This is a genomic window from Gramella sp. MAR_2010_147, assembly GCF_900105135.1.
In the GTDB taxonomy this organism is placed as follows: Bacteria; Bacteroidota; Bacteroidia; order Flavobacteriales; family Flavobacteriaceae; genus Christiangramia.
Genome location: NZ_LT629741.1, coordinates 205,343 through 221,062 on the forward strand (window position 1 = coordinate 205,343; position 15,720 = coordinate 221,062).

The following is a 15,720-nucleotide window of genomic DNA, read 5'->3' on the forward strand; positions in this document are numbered from 1 at the left end:
CAATTAATTCTTTGTCATCCTGAACTTGATTCCGCTTCTCTATAGATCCTGAATCAAGTTATGGATGACGATTTAACTTATTTAAACGAAAACAAAAGGAGCGCGATTGCGCTCCTTTATTATTTCTTCCTTCTGCGGTTAGCGTTTTTATCGCCTCTTGTTTTAGGTTTTTTATATTTCTGTGCGATCTCCCTTCTATAGGAACCACCAAGATTTACTTTCTTATTCTTATCTTTTTTCTCATGAAAGGCCGGCCCGGCCTCATCAACCACTTTATTAGGATTGTTAATTTCAATCGCTCTCGGCTTTTCTTCAGGAATTAATTCTGTAGCTACTTCAACTTCTTCGGGAAGTTCATATTTCGGAACTTCAGTCTGCATTAATTCTTCAATAGCGTCCAGGTATTCCTGCTCATTTTCCGTAGTAAATAGCAAGGACTGCCCTTTTTTCTCGGCACGTCCTGTTCTACCAATCCTGTGCATGTAATTTTCAGGATATTGTGGGGTATCAAAATTTACCACGTGTGAAACATTCTCAATATCCAGTCCACGAGCCATTACATCTGTTGCGATCAAAATTCTGGACTCGCCTTCACCAAAATCACTTACGCTTTTAAGCCGGTAATTCTGACTTTTTCCGGTATGCACCAAGCTGGTTTCTCCTGGAAATTCTTCACCAAGATTTTCATAGAGCCTGTCTGCAATTCGCTTATCACCAATAAAAATCAAAACCTTGTGATAGACTTCAGAATCTGCCAGTAAGTGTTTTAATAAATTAGCCTTAGTATAGAAATTAGGAACTTTATATCCCTGTTGATCAATGTTTTCTAAAGGTGTACCGCTTACAGCTACTGAAATTTTTTCAGGAGCTTTAAAGTTAGCATCGATCATTTCCTCAACCGTTTCAGTCATGGTTGCTGAAAACATGATACTTTGCCTGTTGGTGGGAAGAAGTTCAATAATATTATTTACCTGGAACTTGAAACCCAGATCCAGCATCACATCAACTTCATCAATTACAAATTTCTGAATAGATTTCAATTGAACAGCTCTTCTCAATACAAGATCGTACAATCTCCTGGGAGTAGCAACCACGATATCAAGCCCCTGCATTAGATCCTGATGTTGTGTGTTGATATTCACTCCGCCATAAACTCCCGCAACTCTAACATTGATATACTTAGCCAGTTTTTCAATCTCTTCTACTACCTGAACTACCAGTTCTCTGGTAGGCACCATAATAAGAATACGTGGATTTTTTTGTTCCGAATATTTAAGCATTCGTAGTAATGGCAATAGGTATGCAAAGGTTTTTCCTGTTCCCGTTTGTGCAATTCCCACCACATCTCTTCCAGACATGATAGAAGAAAATGCCTGTTCCTGGATAGGGGTGGGAGTCTGAAAATTCAGATCTTCCAAAGCATTACGTAAAGGGGTATTTAAATTTAGGTCCTGAAAACTCAAAGCGTGAAGTTTAATTTTGCACAAAGGTACGGCATGAAACTCAAAGTTTTACCCGCTTAGGCTAAGTAAAATTATACAATGCTAATAGTGTAGTTTGCATCAAACTCTTTTTCCGCAGAAAGTTTTATTATTCCTTCTTTATTTTTCAGGTTTTGATCGGTTCCTTCTATATCGGAAATTCCCAGCCAGGGCTCGACACAAACATAGGGAGCGCCAGGTTTTGCCCAGACCCCCAGGTTTTTAAAATCCCTGTATTCAATCGAAAGTATTTTACCGTTTTTCTCGCTTACGAGGTCCACTACTTTAGATTTGATATTCTTGAAGATAAGTGCATCACTATTAAAAATTTCTTTTGTTAGTCTAATCGAACTTTCATTTTTCAGCACCTTTTTTGTGTTTGAACTTACAAGGCCGTCATTATTAAGAACGTAAGTATCAAGATCCATTTTTTGGTCAAATTCAATGTGATAATCTTCGATCTTTTCATTCTCAAAAAGCTGAATATTAAAAGCGGGGTGTCCGCCTAAGGAGAAATAAATTGGTTTGTTGTCCAGGTTGATAATATGATGGTTTACCTCCAGGGATTTTTTATTTAGCGTAAAAGCGATCCTGAAATCGAATTTAAAGGGATACATTTTTAAAGTTTCTTCAGAATAAAGAAGTTCAAAAACGAGCTGATTTTCAGATCTTTCTTTAAGCCGAATATTCTCATTATGGCGAATAAATCCGTGTTTGGGGATTTCATATTCGTTAGTTTCAAAATGATATTTCCCCTCTTTTAGAACGCCAATAACAGGGAACAGATTAGGAGCATGGCTTCCCCAAATTTCAGGATTGGCCTGCCAGATATATTCTTTATTATTCTCTTTATTTAAAATACTGCAAAGTTCAGCACCGGTCTCTTTTACAGTGATCTTTAGAAAATCATTTTCAATAAAATGTTTTTTCAAAACAGCTGATTTTTGAATAAAGTTACAAAAGCCTTTATAGCAGGAAAAGCTAAATCTTCTAACCTTATTTATTTTCGGTATTTTTAGACGAAAATTAACCGAATGAAAAAAATACTGGCCTTTGCAGGCTCTAATAGCAGCACATCCATAAATCAGGAATTATTAGATCATATCGTTGGAAGAATTCAGAATCACCAGATAAAGGGAATTAAGCTTACTGATTATCCATTACCAATCTATAGTGCAGATATTGAAAGAAATGAAGGTTTTCCTATAAATGCAACGATCATCAAGAATCTAATAGTAGAAAGTGATGCTCTAATTATTGCTGTAAATGAACATAATGGAGGTCCTTCGGCGTTTTTTAAAAATATTATTGACTGGCTTTCCAGGGTGAACAGGAATTTTTTAGAGAATAAGAAGATTCTTTTAATAAGTACTTCGCCGGGAAAACGAGGTGCTAGTTCCTCGTTGGAATACTCAAAAAATATCTTTGCAAGATTTGGAGGGGAAGTGATCGAAAGTTTCAGTCTGCCGTCTTTTAAAGATAATTTTCAGGATGGTAAGGTGATAAACGAGGTGTTGGACATGGGAATTGAGGATGTGCTTACTACCTTTGCGCACCAAATTGATAGTTAAGTGCGAACTTCCAGGATTTTCTCAGTAAAGGAGTACAAGAATTTTAAACAAAATTTGTTGTCATGGAGCAGGCAGTTTCAGGAAATTGCGTGGTTGGATAGTAATGATTATGAATCGAATACGGGAGAGTATGAAGCAATTCTTGCTGTTGAAGCTTTTACGGCTATTAAAACCGATCATTTAAATGCTTTTGATAAGCTAAAGGAATACCAGGAAACTACCGCAGACTGGATCTTTGGATATTTGAGCTATGATCTCAAAAATGATGTGGAAAACCTGAAATCTTCAAATTTTGACGGGCTTCATTTTCCGGATCTTTACTTTTTTCAGCCTCAAAAGTTGATATTCATTAAAAACGACCAAATTGAGTTCCATTATTTAAAAATGGTTGATGATGAGATCGAAGACGATTTTGAAGCTATTCAGGATTTTGAAATAAAAGTGGATCCAGAACATACTCCGGTTAAAGTGAATGCCAGAATTTCAAAAGACGAATATCTTGAAAAAATTGGCTTGATGCTAAATCATATTCATAGGGGAGATATTTATGAAGCCAATTTTTGCCAGGAATATTATGCTGAAAATGTAACGATAGATCCTTTCAATATTTATAGATCTCTTAATGAAATTTCGAGTCCGCCTTTTGCAGCTTTTCTAAAATTGGAGCATGTTAATCTTATTTCAGCTTCACCCGAAAGATATTTAAGAAAACACCGGCAGGAACTTTTATCTCAGCCAATTAAAGGAACGGCCAGAAGGGCTGAGAATATTGAAGAAGATAAACAAATTGCGGCGCAACTTGCACAAGACCCAAAAGAACAATCAGAAAATGTGATGATTGTAGATCTGGTTAGAAATGATCTTTCTAGGATCGCGAAAAAAGGAAGTGTAAAAGTAGATGAATTATGCAAGGTGTACAGCTTTAAACAGGTGCATCAAATGGTCTCGAGTGTTACCGCAGAAATTGCAGATAATATTCCGCCGGTGGAAGCTTTAAGAACCAGTTTTCCTATGGGAAGCATGACCGGTGCTCCTAAAATTTCAGCGATGAAGATCATTGAAGAACTGGAAGAGTCTAAACGCGGATTGTATAGCGGTGCTGTTGGCTATTTTACGCCGGAAGGCGATTTTGACTTTAATGTGGTGATACGGAGTATTCTGTACAATTCAGAAAACAAGTATTTGTCATTTTCAGTAGGCGGTGCGATCACTGCGAAATCTGATCCCGAAAAAGAATACGACGAATGTCTTCTAAAGGCAAAAGCGATGCGCGAGGTGCTTACCAATCTTTAAGATATAAAATTGCGGTTTTTCTGATTCCTTTAGAGAGAAAAAAGTCTTTCCCTGTGGGAAGAATTTAGAATGGGCATTTGTATCTTTGGGAAACAATGGAAAAAACCTTCAAGAATCTTGTAAAAACAGATTATCCTTATCTATGCGGGAGTAAGATTTTACTTGCGGTTAGCGGAGGGGTGGATAGCGTGGTACTGGCTCATCTATGTCATATTGCGAAACTGGATTTCGCCATTGCCCATTGTAACTTCAATTTACGCGGAGATGAAAGTGACGGGGACGAGAAATTCGTGGTAGACCTTGGTGATTCACTTGAGGTTGAAGTCTATACTGAAAGTTTTAACACGCTCAATTTTGCTGAAAATAACGGTGTTTCGGTTCAAATGGCAGCCCGTGAGCTAAGGTACGAGTGGTTTGCAGAGCTAAGCAGTTCTATACAATTTGATTATACGCTCACTGCGCATCACGCCAATGATAATCTGGAAACTTTTTTGATCAATCTTATCCGCGGAACCGGACCTGAAGGCTTGACCGGTATAAAAAAGGAAAAGAATTATATAGTGAGACCTCTTTTAGCTTTTAAGCGATCTGAGATCGAAGATTTTGCAAGGAAGAAGAACTACAAATGGAGAGAGGATAGTAGTAATGCTTCTGATAAATATATGCGGAATAAGATAAGGCATCAGATAATTCCCGTAATGGAAGAACTAAATCCTCAATTGCTTGATGGTTTTTCAAAAACCCAGGAGCATCTTCAGGAAAGCCTGGATCTGGTAGAAGATTATATAAGCCTGTTGTATCCAAAACTGGTTCAAAAGGACAAATATGGGTACGCGATAGATATAGAGTTCATTAAAAAAGTTCCTAACCAGAAGCAGATCTTATATCAGTTATTAAAATCATTTGGTTTTACCGAGTGGGGTGACGTATACGATCTTATGGATGCGCAAACCGGTAAAATGGTATTGTCAGATTCTCATCGTCTTATAAAAGACAGGAAGAAATTGTTGCTTACAGAGCATTACGAAAAATCTGGGAATAGCGAATATAGACTGAGCAGGCAGGAAGATCTTGTGATGATCCCGGGTATGGGAACTTTTCATATTAATGAAGTGGAAAAGATAGGTGAAATATCGTCTGGCTGTATTTATGTTCCTGAACGAAAATTAAACTTTCCTCTTACTATTAGAAAATGGAAAAAAGGCGATTTTTTCTATCCGTTCGGAATGAATGGAAAAAAGAAATTAAGCGATTTCTTCAAAGATGAAAAATTCTCGTTACCAGAGAAAGAACATACGTGGATCCTGTGTTCGGGAGAAGAAATAGTATGGATTATAAATCACCGGGCAGATAATCGTTTTGCGGTAGAAAATTCAGATTCTAAGATTCTCAAGATTTGTATTACCTAGCTGTTTTTTCGAAGATCCAGAATCAAATTCAGAACTACTTTTTACAATTTATTATCCTGCTTAACTTTTTTCAGCATCTCCTATCTATGTCCAAATCATCTTTAGGCCTTATTTTCTTTTAGGTTTAAAAGGCTAATTTCTATCTTTAGGGACTTTAAAAAAAATCTGATAAATGAAAATCTTCAAATACCCCCTGTTTTCAATACTTCTTTTGTTTGTAATGAATCCGGTTTTAGCGCAGTCGGAAACTGAATATGACGTAAAATCAAACTATGATAAGATGGAAGTAGATATCCCAATGAGGGATGGTGTAAAACTTCATACCACTATCTATACTCCAAAAGACACATCGCAGGAATACCCAATATTGATGCAACGAACTCCATATAGTTCAAGACCTTATGGAGAAGATCAATTCCGTTCTAAAATTGGCCCGAATGAGATCATGATGAAGGAAGGTAATATCATCGTCTACCAGGATGTTCGGGGTAGATGGATGAGTGAAGGGAAATATGACAATATGAGGGCTTATATTCCGAATAAAAAAGGGAAAGAATTTGATGAAGCAAGTGATACCTATGACACGATAGAATGGTTAATTAATAATGTTGAAAATAATAACGGAAGAGTTGGAACCTGGGGGATTTCTTATCCGGGATTCTATGCGACCTACTCTTTATTGAGTGGACACCCAGCTTTAAAAGCTGCATCTCCACAGGCCAGTATCGGAGATTTCTTTTTTGACGATTTTCATCATAATGGAGCTTATTTATTGAGCTACTGGAGAGCTACGGCAGTTTTTGGATATCAGCATGATAAACCAACAGATACAGCCTGGTACGATTTCCCAAAACTAGGTACTGAAGATCAGTATCAATTTTTTATGGATAATGGTCCGCTAAGTAATCTGGATGAGTATTATAAAGAAGATAATGAATTCTGGCAGCAATTGAAAGATCACCCCAATTATGATGAATTCTGGCAAAAAAGAGGCATTGTTCAGCATATGAAAGATATCAAACCGGCGGTGATGATCGTTGGAGGATTATTTGATGCGGAAGATCTTTACGGCCCTTTTGCTATCTATAAAAGTATCGAAGAGAATAGCGATAACTATAATAGCATTGTTTTTGGACCCTGGAGTCATGGCGATTGGGCAAGAGAATCTGGCAGACAGGGTGTTGGAAATGTTTATTTTGGAGATAGTATCTCAACTCATTTCCAGAGAGATTATGAAACTGAATTCTTCAATCATTTTCTGAAAAAGAAAACCAAAGATATGCTAAGACTTCCTGAGGCTCATATTTACGACACAGGTCTTAGACAATGGAATGATTATGCAGAGTGGCCTCCAAAAAACACATCTTCTAAAACATGGTATTTAGGAGATGATCAGAAATTTACACAAGAGCCAACCGATAATAAGGAAGAATTCATCAGTGATCCTGAAAAGCCGGTTTCTTATAATAATGAGATCAAAATGGTATTTACCCCGCGTGAATATATGACGGGAGATCAGCGTTTTGCTGCAAGAAGACCGGATGTGCTTGTTTTTGAAACTGAAGTATTGGAAGAAGATATGAAACTTTCCGGCCCAATAGAAGCTATGCTTAAAGTAGCAACTACCGGAACCGCTGCAGACTGGATAGTGAAAGTGGTAGATGTTTACCCGCCAGATGCTGAAAATTATGAAGAAACGATGCCGCATCTCAAAATGAGCAATTATCATATGATGGTTAGAAGTGAGGTGATGCGAGGAAGATTTAGAAACAGCTTTGAAGATCCTGAAGCTTTTGAGGCGAACAAAAAGACTGATGTGAATATTAAATTACAGGGAATTAACCATACGTTTAAGAAAGGACACAAGCTGCAAGTACAAATTCAAAGTACATGGTTTCCATTGATAGACAGAAATCCGCAGACATTTGTAGATAATATTTTCGAAGCTGAACAGGAAGATTTTCAGAAACAGACTCATACCGTTTTTGGAGATTCAGCCATTAAATTTTCAGTATTAGAAGATTAGAGATTAAATAGCCAGAATCAAAATTCCTGAATGGAAGTTGTTAGGGTAGCTAAAATTACAATTGAATGAAATTAAATAATATATATATCCTCTTTCTTGGACTCTTTATTATTTCCTGCGGAAACGATAAAAAGAACGGGAATTTTTCCGAAGAAGAAATGGAGAAAAATTCAGCCGATCTGAATACTTATTTCGATAAGGAATTTCAAAAGGAAATTGAAGAATCACCGATGATGCAGACTCGTTTTGGAATGAAATCTGACTATGGGAAATGGGATGACTTCTCCAACCTCAAGTATGCTGAAGATCTTGAACAGGCAAAAGAACGCCTGGAATATCTTGATAAAATAGATACTGAAGCTTTGAACGATGAGACCAGATTAAGCTATGAGCTTTTTAGAAGGCAGGTTAAGAATGAGATAGATGATTATAAATACAGGTTTTATGATTACCCTGTAAACCAAATGCATGGGTTTCATGCTGAATTGCCTGCATTTCTAATTAACATGCACCGCATAGATTCAGTCCCAGATGCGAAAGCCTATATTTCCAGACTTGTGGGTATGGAAAAGGTGATGGATGATATTATTGAACAGTTAAAATTAAGAGAGCAGAACGGCATAATTCCGCCAAAATTTGTTTTCGATAGAACTTTAGATGCTTCCAGAAATATCATCAAAGGTAAACCATTCACTAAATCTACCGAAGCAAGTACGTTAATGGAAGATTTCAACTCCAAGATCGAGAAACTTGAAATTTCAGAAGAAGAAAAGACCGTACTGGTAAATGAAGCAGAAACGGCCCTCGTAGATCACGTGCATCCGGCATATAAAAGTCTTGTGGAATTCCTGGAGAACCAGCAACAAAGAGCCACTGAAGAAGCCGGGGTATGGAAGTTTCCGAAAGGTGATGAATTCTATAACAATGCCTTAAACAGAGTAACTACCACAAACCTTTCCGCAGAAGAGATCCATGAAATTGGACTGAACGAAGTGGCAAGAATTCATGGTGAAATGGAAAAGATCATGGAGGAGGTTGGTTTTGAAGGATCCCTGCAGGACTTCTTTGAGTTTATGAAAAACGATGAGCAGTTTTATTATGAAAATACCGAAGCTGGAAAAGCAGCTTACTTGAAAAAGGCAAAGGAGCTTATTAACCAGATGAAAGCAAAACTTCCGGAATTGTTTAATACGATGCCTGAAGCTGATATTGTGGTGAAAGCGGTGGAACCTTTTCGTGAGAAAAGTGCTGGTAAAGCATTTTATCAGCAACCTGCGATAGACGGTTCCAGGCCGGGTACTTATTATGCCAATTTATATGATATGGCGGCAATGCCTAAATATGAAATGGAGGCGCTGGCGTATCACGAAGGTATTCCGGGACATCATATGCAAATTGCGATCGCCCAGGAGCTGGATAGTATTCCGGAATTTAGAAAATTCAGTTTTTTCACCGCTTATGTAGAAGGCTGGGGATTGTATAGCGAATATATACCCAAGGAGATAGGTTTCTACAAAGACCCGTATTCAGATTTTGGAAGACTTGCCATGGAACTTTGGAGATCCTGCAGATTGGTTGTAGATACGGGAATCCATGCAAAAAAATGGACCAGACAGGAAGGCATAGATTTTTATAAAAAGAATACACCTGCAGCTGAAAGTGCCTGTGTGAAAATGGTAGAGCGGCATATTGTGATGCCAGGACAGGCTACAGCCTACAAGATTGGGATGAATAAGATCCTGGATCTAAGAGATAACGCAAAAGAGCAATTAGGGGAAAACTTTGATATTAAAGAATTTCACGATGTTGTTCTTACAGACGGAGCTTTACCGCTAACTATCCTGGAATCCAAAGTAGATTCCTGGGTGATATCAAAAAATAAATAGGTTTGAGCGAGATCCAGAAATCTGACCTTAAGGTTATAGACCTTGTGAATTCGAGTAAAAGTCGGTTACAGATTTTAAACTACGGAGCGACTATCTTCAGTTTTAAGATGTATGATAAAAATGATGATCTTATAGATCTGGTGGTTGGACCTAAGCAGCCTGAAGACTACCTAACCCAGGATTACCGGGAGAAAAATAAATGTTTTGGAGCTAGCATTGGTAGGTTTGCCGGAAGGATTTCTAATGGGAAGTTTCAAATCGATGATGAAGAATATCAACTTTATCAACTGGAAGAGCGAGTTCATCTACATGGTGGCGAAGCTGGATTTCAGTATAAATTCTGGGAGGTTGAAAGGATAGATAAAGGGGAGAATCCTTCGGTAACCTTGTCTTATACCAGTGAACATCTGGAAGAAGGATATCCGGGAAGGCTGCAGGTTAAGGCTAAATATACCTTAACCGAGGAGAATGAGATAAAAATATCATATTCCGCAAGAACAGATAAAACAACTATTGTAAATATCACCAATCACTCTTATTTCAATCTCAACGGGGGAGGTAGTGTAAGTGATCATTTTATGCAGGTAAATGCTTCTAAAATCCTGGAACTGGATGAAAAGAATTTACCAACTGGAAATCTTACCAAGTTAAAAAAGAGTCCAAAGGATTATAGGGAGAATAAGTTGCTTGGAAATAGGGAACTGGATGATGTTTTTGTGCTGGACGTTATGGAAAATGAAGTGCAGGCACAGTTATTCTCATCTTTAAGCGGTATTAAAATGAAGTTAAGCAGTAATCAGCCGGTTTTGGTTATTTATTCTCCGGAAACACTGCCAGACTCTCTGGTCTATTTAAGTGAGATTGATAAAAAGTATCCTGCTGTGGCATTGGAAGCACAAAATTATCCCGATGCTCCAAACTTTAGAAACTTCCCATCAAGTTTGCTGGAACCCGGTGAATTCTATGAAAACAACATCACATTTTCTTTTTCTGTAAAGAAATAATTCTATATTTAACCGAAAATTTAAGAAAACGTTATGATTGGAATTCTATCCTTCGTTGGTTTTACAGCGCTAGTAGCCATAATCGCCTATTTTGCAACCAGAAAAACTGATGAATCTACCAGTGATGGTTATTTTTTAGGGGGTAGAAGTCTTACTGCGGGAGTAATTGCAGGTTCTTTACTTCTTACCAATCTATCTACAGAACAAATTGTTGGATTGAATGGTAGCTCGTATGCTAACGGACTTTCTGTGATGGCATGGGAAACACTGGCTGCAATTGCAATTGTAGTGACAGCAATTTTTTTATTACCAAGATATCTTAAGGGAGGTCTTACAACGGTACCTCAGTTTTTGGCTGAGCGATATGATGTCACTACCAAAACATTAACATCAGCCTTGTTTCTTACGGGTTATGTAGTGGTTCTTTTACCGATCATTCTTTATTCAGGGTCTGTAGCCATCAGCGGAATGTTCGATGTACCTGCTTTATTGGGAGTTTCTGATGATGCGGCTATTAAAATCTGTGTTTGGGGTATTGGCATTATAGGATCCATTTACGCCGTATTTGGAGGTTTAAAAGCGGTAGCAGTTTCTGATAGTATAAATGCCATAGGTTTACTGATTGGTGGAATTTTAGTACCGGTTTTCGGGTTGATCATTATTGGTGACGGTGGATTTTTTGATGGAATTACCACTTTGATGGAATCAAATCCTGAGAAATTCAAATCTATGGGGGATGAAACCAGCCCCGTACCTTTTCATACGTTATTCACGGGAATGATGCTTGTACAGTTATTTTACTGGGGAACAAATCAGCAGATCATTCAACGTGCACTGGCGGCAAAAAATTTAAAAGAAGGACAAAAAGGATTGATGCTGGCATCGTTTATCAAAATTCTTGGGCCGCTTATCGTCGTACTACCCGGGATCATTGCCTTTCATATATTTGGTGCAGACCTCGAGAATGGAGATGAAGCTTACCCGTTATTGGTGAATAGAGTGCTGCCGGGTTATTTAATAGGCTTTTTTGCAGCTGTGATCTTTGGTGCGATCCTGAGTTCTTTTAATAGTGTTCTTAACAGTTCGGTTACCTTGTTTGGAATTGATATTTACAAACAACACATCAATAAAAATGCAACTGAAAAAACGGTTGTTAAATACGGAAAGATCTTTGGTACATTGTTAGCGATCGCCGCAATGTTTATAGCTCCTTTCATCGCAAATGCAGGGAGTTTATTTGCCTATCTTCAGGAGGTAAATGGTATCTATAGTATTCCAATTCTTACTATTATCGTAGTAGGATATCTCACAAAATATGTTCCTGCTATTGCTGCTAAAATTGGTCTTTTATCTGGATCGGTATTGTATATTATCAGTCAGTTTTTTCTTCAACCATATTATCAAGCGGAGGCGGTTGCAAATGCAGAACTTAATGGGGTTACCGGGGTCGCTGAACTGGCAGCTATAGAAGCAAGTGCCTATCCTCATTTTCTGGATGTGATGGCTATATTATTCACTTTAAATGTTGCGATCATGCTTGTGATCGGTAAGATCTGGCCAAGAAAAACTCCTTATTTGCAGGAGCATACCAAGCAGGTGGATATTACCCCATGGAGGTTTGTAAAACCTGTAGGGATAGGAATAATAATTATTGTGGTGGGGATTTACGCTTATTTTGCATAAGCTAATCTAAAAATTATTCAAACCTTACAAAGTAAGTCTGGGAGATTCAATAGTTTTAATTATAACATTTTTGAAGACGCTCTTAATGATTCCTCAGGTTGTGAGTAGAATCTCTGTGAATGATGGAAGTTTCCAGTTTAAGATTTACCGGATCCCTGGATAGTTTATCCTGAATTCTTTCAATCATTGTACTCATGGCAAGACGGCCCTGTTCCTCTTCATGTTGATCTACAGTGCTTAAAGAAGGGAGGAAGTTTTCTCCCATAATACCATTGGTGAAGCCTATTACAGAAACATCTTCGGGAATTTTGAAACCAGATTTTAAAATACTTTTCATTATCAGGATAGCAGATAGCTCATCAGCAGCTAGAACAGCATCTATTTTCCTTTGCTGAATCAAATTTTTTAGTTTTTCATCAGGAAATTTTTTCTGATCAAAATTAAAGATCTGTTTAGTAAAGCCGAATCTTTTAGATGCATTAATATAACCCTGTTTTCGCTGGTCATCTACACTAGTATAGGGAATACCGCTCACGTAGGCTATCTTTTCGCAGCCCGAATCAAGTAATTCAATTGTAGCCTGCTCTGCCTGAAAAGCATCATTAATACTTATCTTATCACAAGGAATGATGGAAAGAACACGATCGAAAAGAACCAGAGGAACATGATAATCTAAAACATCTTTTAAATGGTCAATTTCCATTTTAGCCTGGGTCTCCTGCGAAAGGGACATAATAATTCCATCAACACTTCCTGAAATTAGGGTTTGTATGCTTTCCCTTTCTTTATTGAGTGAATCATTTGAAATTGAAATGATGATCTTATATCCCATTTCGTTGGCCACAGATTCCATTCCGGAGAGAGCTTTTGCAAAAAAATGAGGAAGTATATCAGGAATAATGACTCCAATTGTTCTGGTTTTATTTGATTTTAAATTCCTTCCAAGAATGTTGGGAATATAATGTAATGAATTGGCAAGTAATTTTACTCTTTCCCTTGTTTCCAGACTTATTTCAGGGTTATCGCTAAGAGACTTGGAAACAGTGCTTACCGAAACTTTCAGTAAGCTAGCAAGAGTCTTAAGGGTAACCTTTTTATTCATTTTATTATTTTAGATAATGAGTGCTGGAAAGCTCATTCAAACGCTGCGCCGCTTGTTCTGCAGTAATATCACGTTGAGGTCCTGCAAACATTTCATAACCTACCATGAATTTTTTTACAGTTGCTGAACGTAGTAATGGCGGATAAAAGCTCATATGAAAATGCCATTCAGGATACTTGTTTCCATCTGTAGGTGCCTGATGGATCCCGGAAGAGTAGGGAAATGAAGTTTCGAAAAGATTGTCATATTTGATTGTGAGCTTCTTTAAAATTTCAGCATAGGCAACTTCTTCGGTTTCATTTAATTGACCAATATGCTGAAGGTGTCTTTTAGGGATGATCATCGCTTCGAAAGGCCAGATCGCCCAGTAGGGGATAAGTGCTACAAAATGCTCGTTTTTTTCAATAATTCTTTCTCCTGTTTCTAATTCCTGCTTTAGATAATCAGATAAAAGACTACGTTCGTTTTTATCCCAGAATTCCTTGAATTTTGCTGCTTTTTTTAGCACCTCAGTAGGAATAGAGGACTGAGACCATATCTGCCCATGTGGATGTGGATTACTACATCCCATGATCGCCCCTTTATTTTCAAAAATCTGAACATAATTGATGTCTTCTTTTGCTCCCAATTCTTCATATTCCTTTTTCCATATTTTAATCACTTTGGCAATATCTTTCACCTCCATAAGGGGTAGGGTTAGGGAGTGATCTGGAGAAAAACACACTACTTTACAGATCCCTTTTTCGCTTTCAGCTCTTAAAAGTCCTTCCTGAAAATTAATCTCAGGAGTATCTGTGAGTAAAGAAGAAAAGTCGTTCACGAATGAATATGGCTCATTATATTCTGGATTGGTATTTCCACTGGCACGGGTATTTCCAGGACATAAGTAACAGGAAGGGTCGTAAGTTTCTTTTTGAACAGACTTGTTTTCTTCCGTTTTTCCCTGCCAGGGACGTTTTGTCCTATGCGGGGAAACCAGGATCCATTCTCCAGTAAGAATATTATAGCGTCTATGCGGAATATTATTTATGTCTTTACTCATTGTTCAGTTTTTAAAAATCCTGGTTCCTTCACCCGGTGATACACTTATTGCGTCTAATTGGACATTGAATTTCTGATAATAGGCAGCAGAAACTTCTTCGATATAATTCTTTATTTTATCTTTCTTTATGAGATTTATGGTACATCCTCCAAAGCCCCCTCCCATCATTCGGGAACCATAAATAAATTCTTTATCTCTGGAATAATCAACTAGAAAATCCAATTCAGGACAGCTTACTTCATAATTATGTTGAAGCCCTTCATGCGAGGTATACATCAGTTCTCCAAAGCTTTTAAGGTTTCCAGACTTAAGAGCATTTGCAGCAGCCAGAACCCGCTCATTTTCCTTTAAAACATATAAACATCTTTCATACATTTTGCCTGTGAGCTTCGCTTTATACTTATCCAGCAATTCAAAGCTTAGATCTCTTACCGATTTTATTTCAGGCTTTTCTTTTTGAATAATATGTATTGTCGCTTCACATTCTTCCCTTCGTGAATTATAGTCACTATCAGCCAGGTTATGAGAAACATTGGTATTTAGAAGTAATAACTGACAATCTTTAAAATCTGCAGGAATAAATTCGGCTTCCAGACTTCTGCAGTCAAGCAAAATTATATGATCCTCTTTACTCATTACAGACGAAAACTGATCCATGATCCCGCAATTGGAACCTACAAAATTATTTTCGGCTCTTTGCGATAACTTTACTATATCAAGATCTTCCAGTTGAAGTTGAAAAAGTTCATTTAATCCGCTCGCAATACCGCATTCTAGAGCTGCAGAAGAACTTATTCCTGCGCCTACGGGAAGCCTGCTTTCTATAATACAGTCAAAACCTTCAATTTGAGCACCGCTATTGAGAAATTCCTGAACTACTCCAAAAATATAATCTTCCCAGCCTGAAGTTTTCTGGAAATCCTTATCTAAATGAAATTCAAAGCCTTTTTTAAAAGTATCACTATAAATGCGACAAAAATTCTCTGTATGGTTTTTCTGAAATTTCAGAACTATTTTTTTATCGATGGCGGTTGGTAGCACATAACCCTCATTATAATCTGTATGTTCTCCAATAAGGTTGATGCGGCCAGGAGATTCCACGATGATCTCATAATCGTTATTTTCAAAAACTGCAGGTTTTGATGAAAAGGCTCTAATATTGGTCAAGGTTAATTTTTTTGTATTGTAATTCAAATGTAATAAATGTATAATTTACATTCATT

General features: G+C 37.4%; 12 protein-coding genes. 7 read left to right on the forward strand and 5 right to left on the reverse strand.

Annotated elements, in window-relative coordinates; translation table 11 throughout:
* Nucleotides 1–119 precede the first annotated feature (119 nt).
* Both BLT95_RS01000 and BLT95_RS01005 read right to left on the reverse strand, forming a co-directional pair.
* Nucleotides 120–1,463, reverse strand: a complete 1,344-nt coding sequence (locus tag BLT95_RS01000; RefSeq protein WP_089664217.1) for a DEAD/DEAH box helicase — start codon at nucleotides 1,461–1,463, stop codon at nucleotides 120–122.
* A gap of 71 nt (nucleotides 1,464–1,534) precedes the next feature.
* Nucleotides 1,535–2,413: an aldose 1-epimerase family protein gene (locus BLT95_RS01005; protein ID WP_231896385.1), complete on the reverse strand. Its 879-nt coding sequence runs from the start codon at nucleotides 2,411–2,413 to the stop codon at nucleotides 1,535–1,537.
* Between the two features lie 102 nt (nucleotides 2,414–2,515).
* On the opposite strand from BLT95_RS01005, the gene BLT95_RS01010 reads away from it, so the two are divergent.
* The 7 genes from BLT95_RS01010 to BLT95_RS01040 all read left to right on the forward strand — a co-directional run bounded on the left by BLT95_RS01010 (nucleotide 2,516) and on the right by BLT95_RS01040 (nucleotide 12,353).
* Nucleotides 2,516–3,052, forward strand: a complete 537-nt coding sequence (locus BLT95_RS01010) for an NADPH-dependent FMN reductase (RefSeq protein WP_089664219.1) — start codon at nucleotides 2,516–2,518, stop codon at nucleotides 3,050–3,052.
* Nucleotides 3,053–4,345 carry an aminodeoxychorismate synthase component I gene (pabB, locus tag BLT95_RS01015; protein ID WP_089664220.1) on the forward strand — a complete coding sequence of 431 codons (1,293 nt, stop codon included), beginning with the start codon at nucleotides 3,053–3,055 and terminating at the stop codon, nucleotides 4,343–4,345.
* 95 nt (nucleotides 4,346–4,440) lie between these two features.
* Entirely contained in the window at nucleotides 4,441–5,754 is a 1,314-nt protein-coding gene (tilS, locus tag BLT95_RS01020; protein WP_089664221.1) for a tRNA lysidine(34) synthetase TilS, read from the forward strand.
* A 172-nt stretch (nucleotides 5,755–5,926) separates the two neighbouring features.
* Nucleotides 5,927–7,780 carry a CocE/NonD family hydrolase gene (locus BLT95_RS01025; protein WP_089664222.1) on the forward strand — a complete coding sequence of 618 codons (1,854 nt, stop codon included), beginning with the start codon at nucleotides 5,927–5,929 and terminating at the stop codon, nucleotides 7,778–7,780.
* Nucleotides 7,781–7,845: 65 nt separating this feature from the next.
* On the forward strand, nucleotides 7,846–9,666 hold the full coding sequence (locus tag BLT95_RS01030) for a DUF885 domain-containing protein (protein WP_089664223.1): 1,821 nt from the start codon (nucleotides 7,846–7,848) through the stop codon (nucleotides 9,664–9,666).
* Between the two features lie 2 nt (nucleotides 9,667–9,668).
* Nucleotides 9,669–10,670 carry an aldose epimerase family protein gene (locus BLT95_RS01035; protein ID WP_089664224.1) on the forward strand — a complete coding sequence of 334 codons (1,002 nt, stop codon included), beginning with the start codon at nucleotides 9,669–9,671 and terminating at the stop codon, nucleotides 10,668–10,670.
* A 33-nt stretch (nucleotides 10,671–10,703) separates the two neighbouring features.
* Nucleotides 10,704–12,353 (forward strand): solute:sodium symporter family transporter, encoded by a 1,650-nt coding sequence (locus BLT95_RS01040; protein ID WP_089664225.1) that lies wholly within the window; start codon nucleotides 10,704–10,706, stop codon nucleotides 12,351–12,353.
* 82 nt (nucleotides 12,354–12,435) lie between these two features.
* Here BLT95_RS01040 and BLT95_RS01045 read toward each other — a convergent pair whose 3' ends face one another.
* The 3 genes from BLT95_RS01045 to galK are packed head-to-tail and all read right to left on the reverse strand — an operon-like array spanning nucleotide 12,436 to nucleotide 15,664.
* Nucleotides 12,436–13,455, reverse strand: a complete 1,020-nt coding sequence (locus tag BLT95_RS01045; RefSeq protein WP_089664226.1) for a LacI family DNA-binding transcriptional regulator — start codon at nucleotides 13,453–13,455, stop codon at nucleotides 12,436–12,438.
* 4 nt (nucleotides 13,456–13,459) lie between these two features.
* Entirely contained in the window at nucleotides 13,460–14,497 is a 1,038-nt protein-coding gene (locus tag BLT95_RS01050; RefSeq protein ID WP_089664227.1) for a UDP-glucose--hexose-1-phosphate uridylyltransferase, read from the reverse strand.
* 3 nt (nucleotides 14,498–14,500) lie between these two features.
* A complete protein-coding gene (gene galK, locus BLT95_RS01055; protein ID WP_231896386.1) occupies nucleotides 14,501–15,664 on the reverse strand; it encodes a galactokinase in 1,164 nt (387 codons plus the stop codon).
* Between the last annotated feature and the right edge of the window lie 56 nt (nucleotides 15,665–15,720).

Excerpts from the sequence above, each read along its gene's own strand:
- BLT95_RS01010 (WP_089664219.1), top strand. The coding sequence starts at position 2,516 with ATGAAAAAAATACTGGCCTTTGCAGGCTCTAATAGCAGCACATCCATA.
- tilS (WP_089664221.1), top strand. The coding sequence starts at position 4,441 with ATGGAAAAAACCTTCAAGAATCTTGTAAAAACAGATTATCCTTATCTA.
- BLT95_RS01025 (WP_089664222.1), top strand. The coding sequence starts at position 5,927 with ATGAAAATCTTCAAATACCCCCTGTTTTCAATACTTCTTTTGTTTGTA.
- BLT95_RS01030 (WP_089664223.1), top strand. The coding sequence starts at position 7,846 with ATGAAATTAAATAATATATATATCCTCTTTCTTGGACTCTTTATTATT.
- BLT95_RS01040 (WP_089664225.1), top strand. The coding sequence starts at position 10,704 with ATGATTGGAATTCTATCCTTCGTTGGTTTTACAGCGCTAGTAGCCATA.
- BLT95_RS01045 (WP_089664226.1), bottom strand. The coding sequence starts at position 13,455 with ATGAATAAAAAGGTTACCCTTAAGACTCTTGCTAGCTTACTGAAAGTT.
- BLT95_RS01050 (WP_089664227.1), bottom strand. The coding sequence starts at position 14,497 with ATGAGTAAAGACATAAATAATATTCCGCATAGACGCTATAATATTCTT.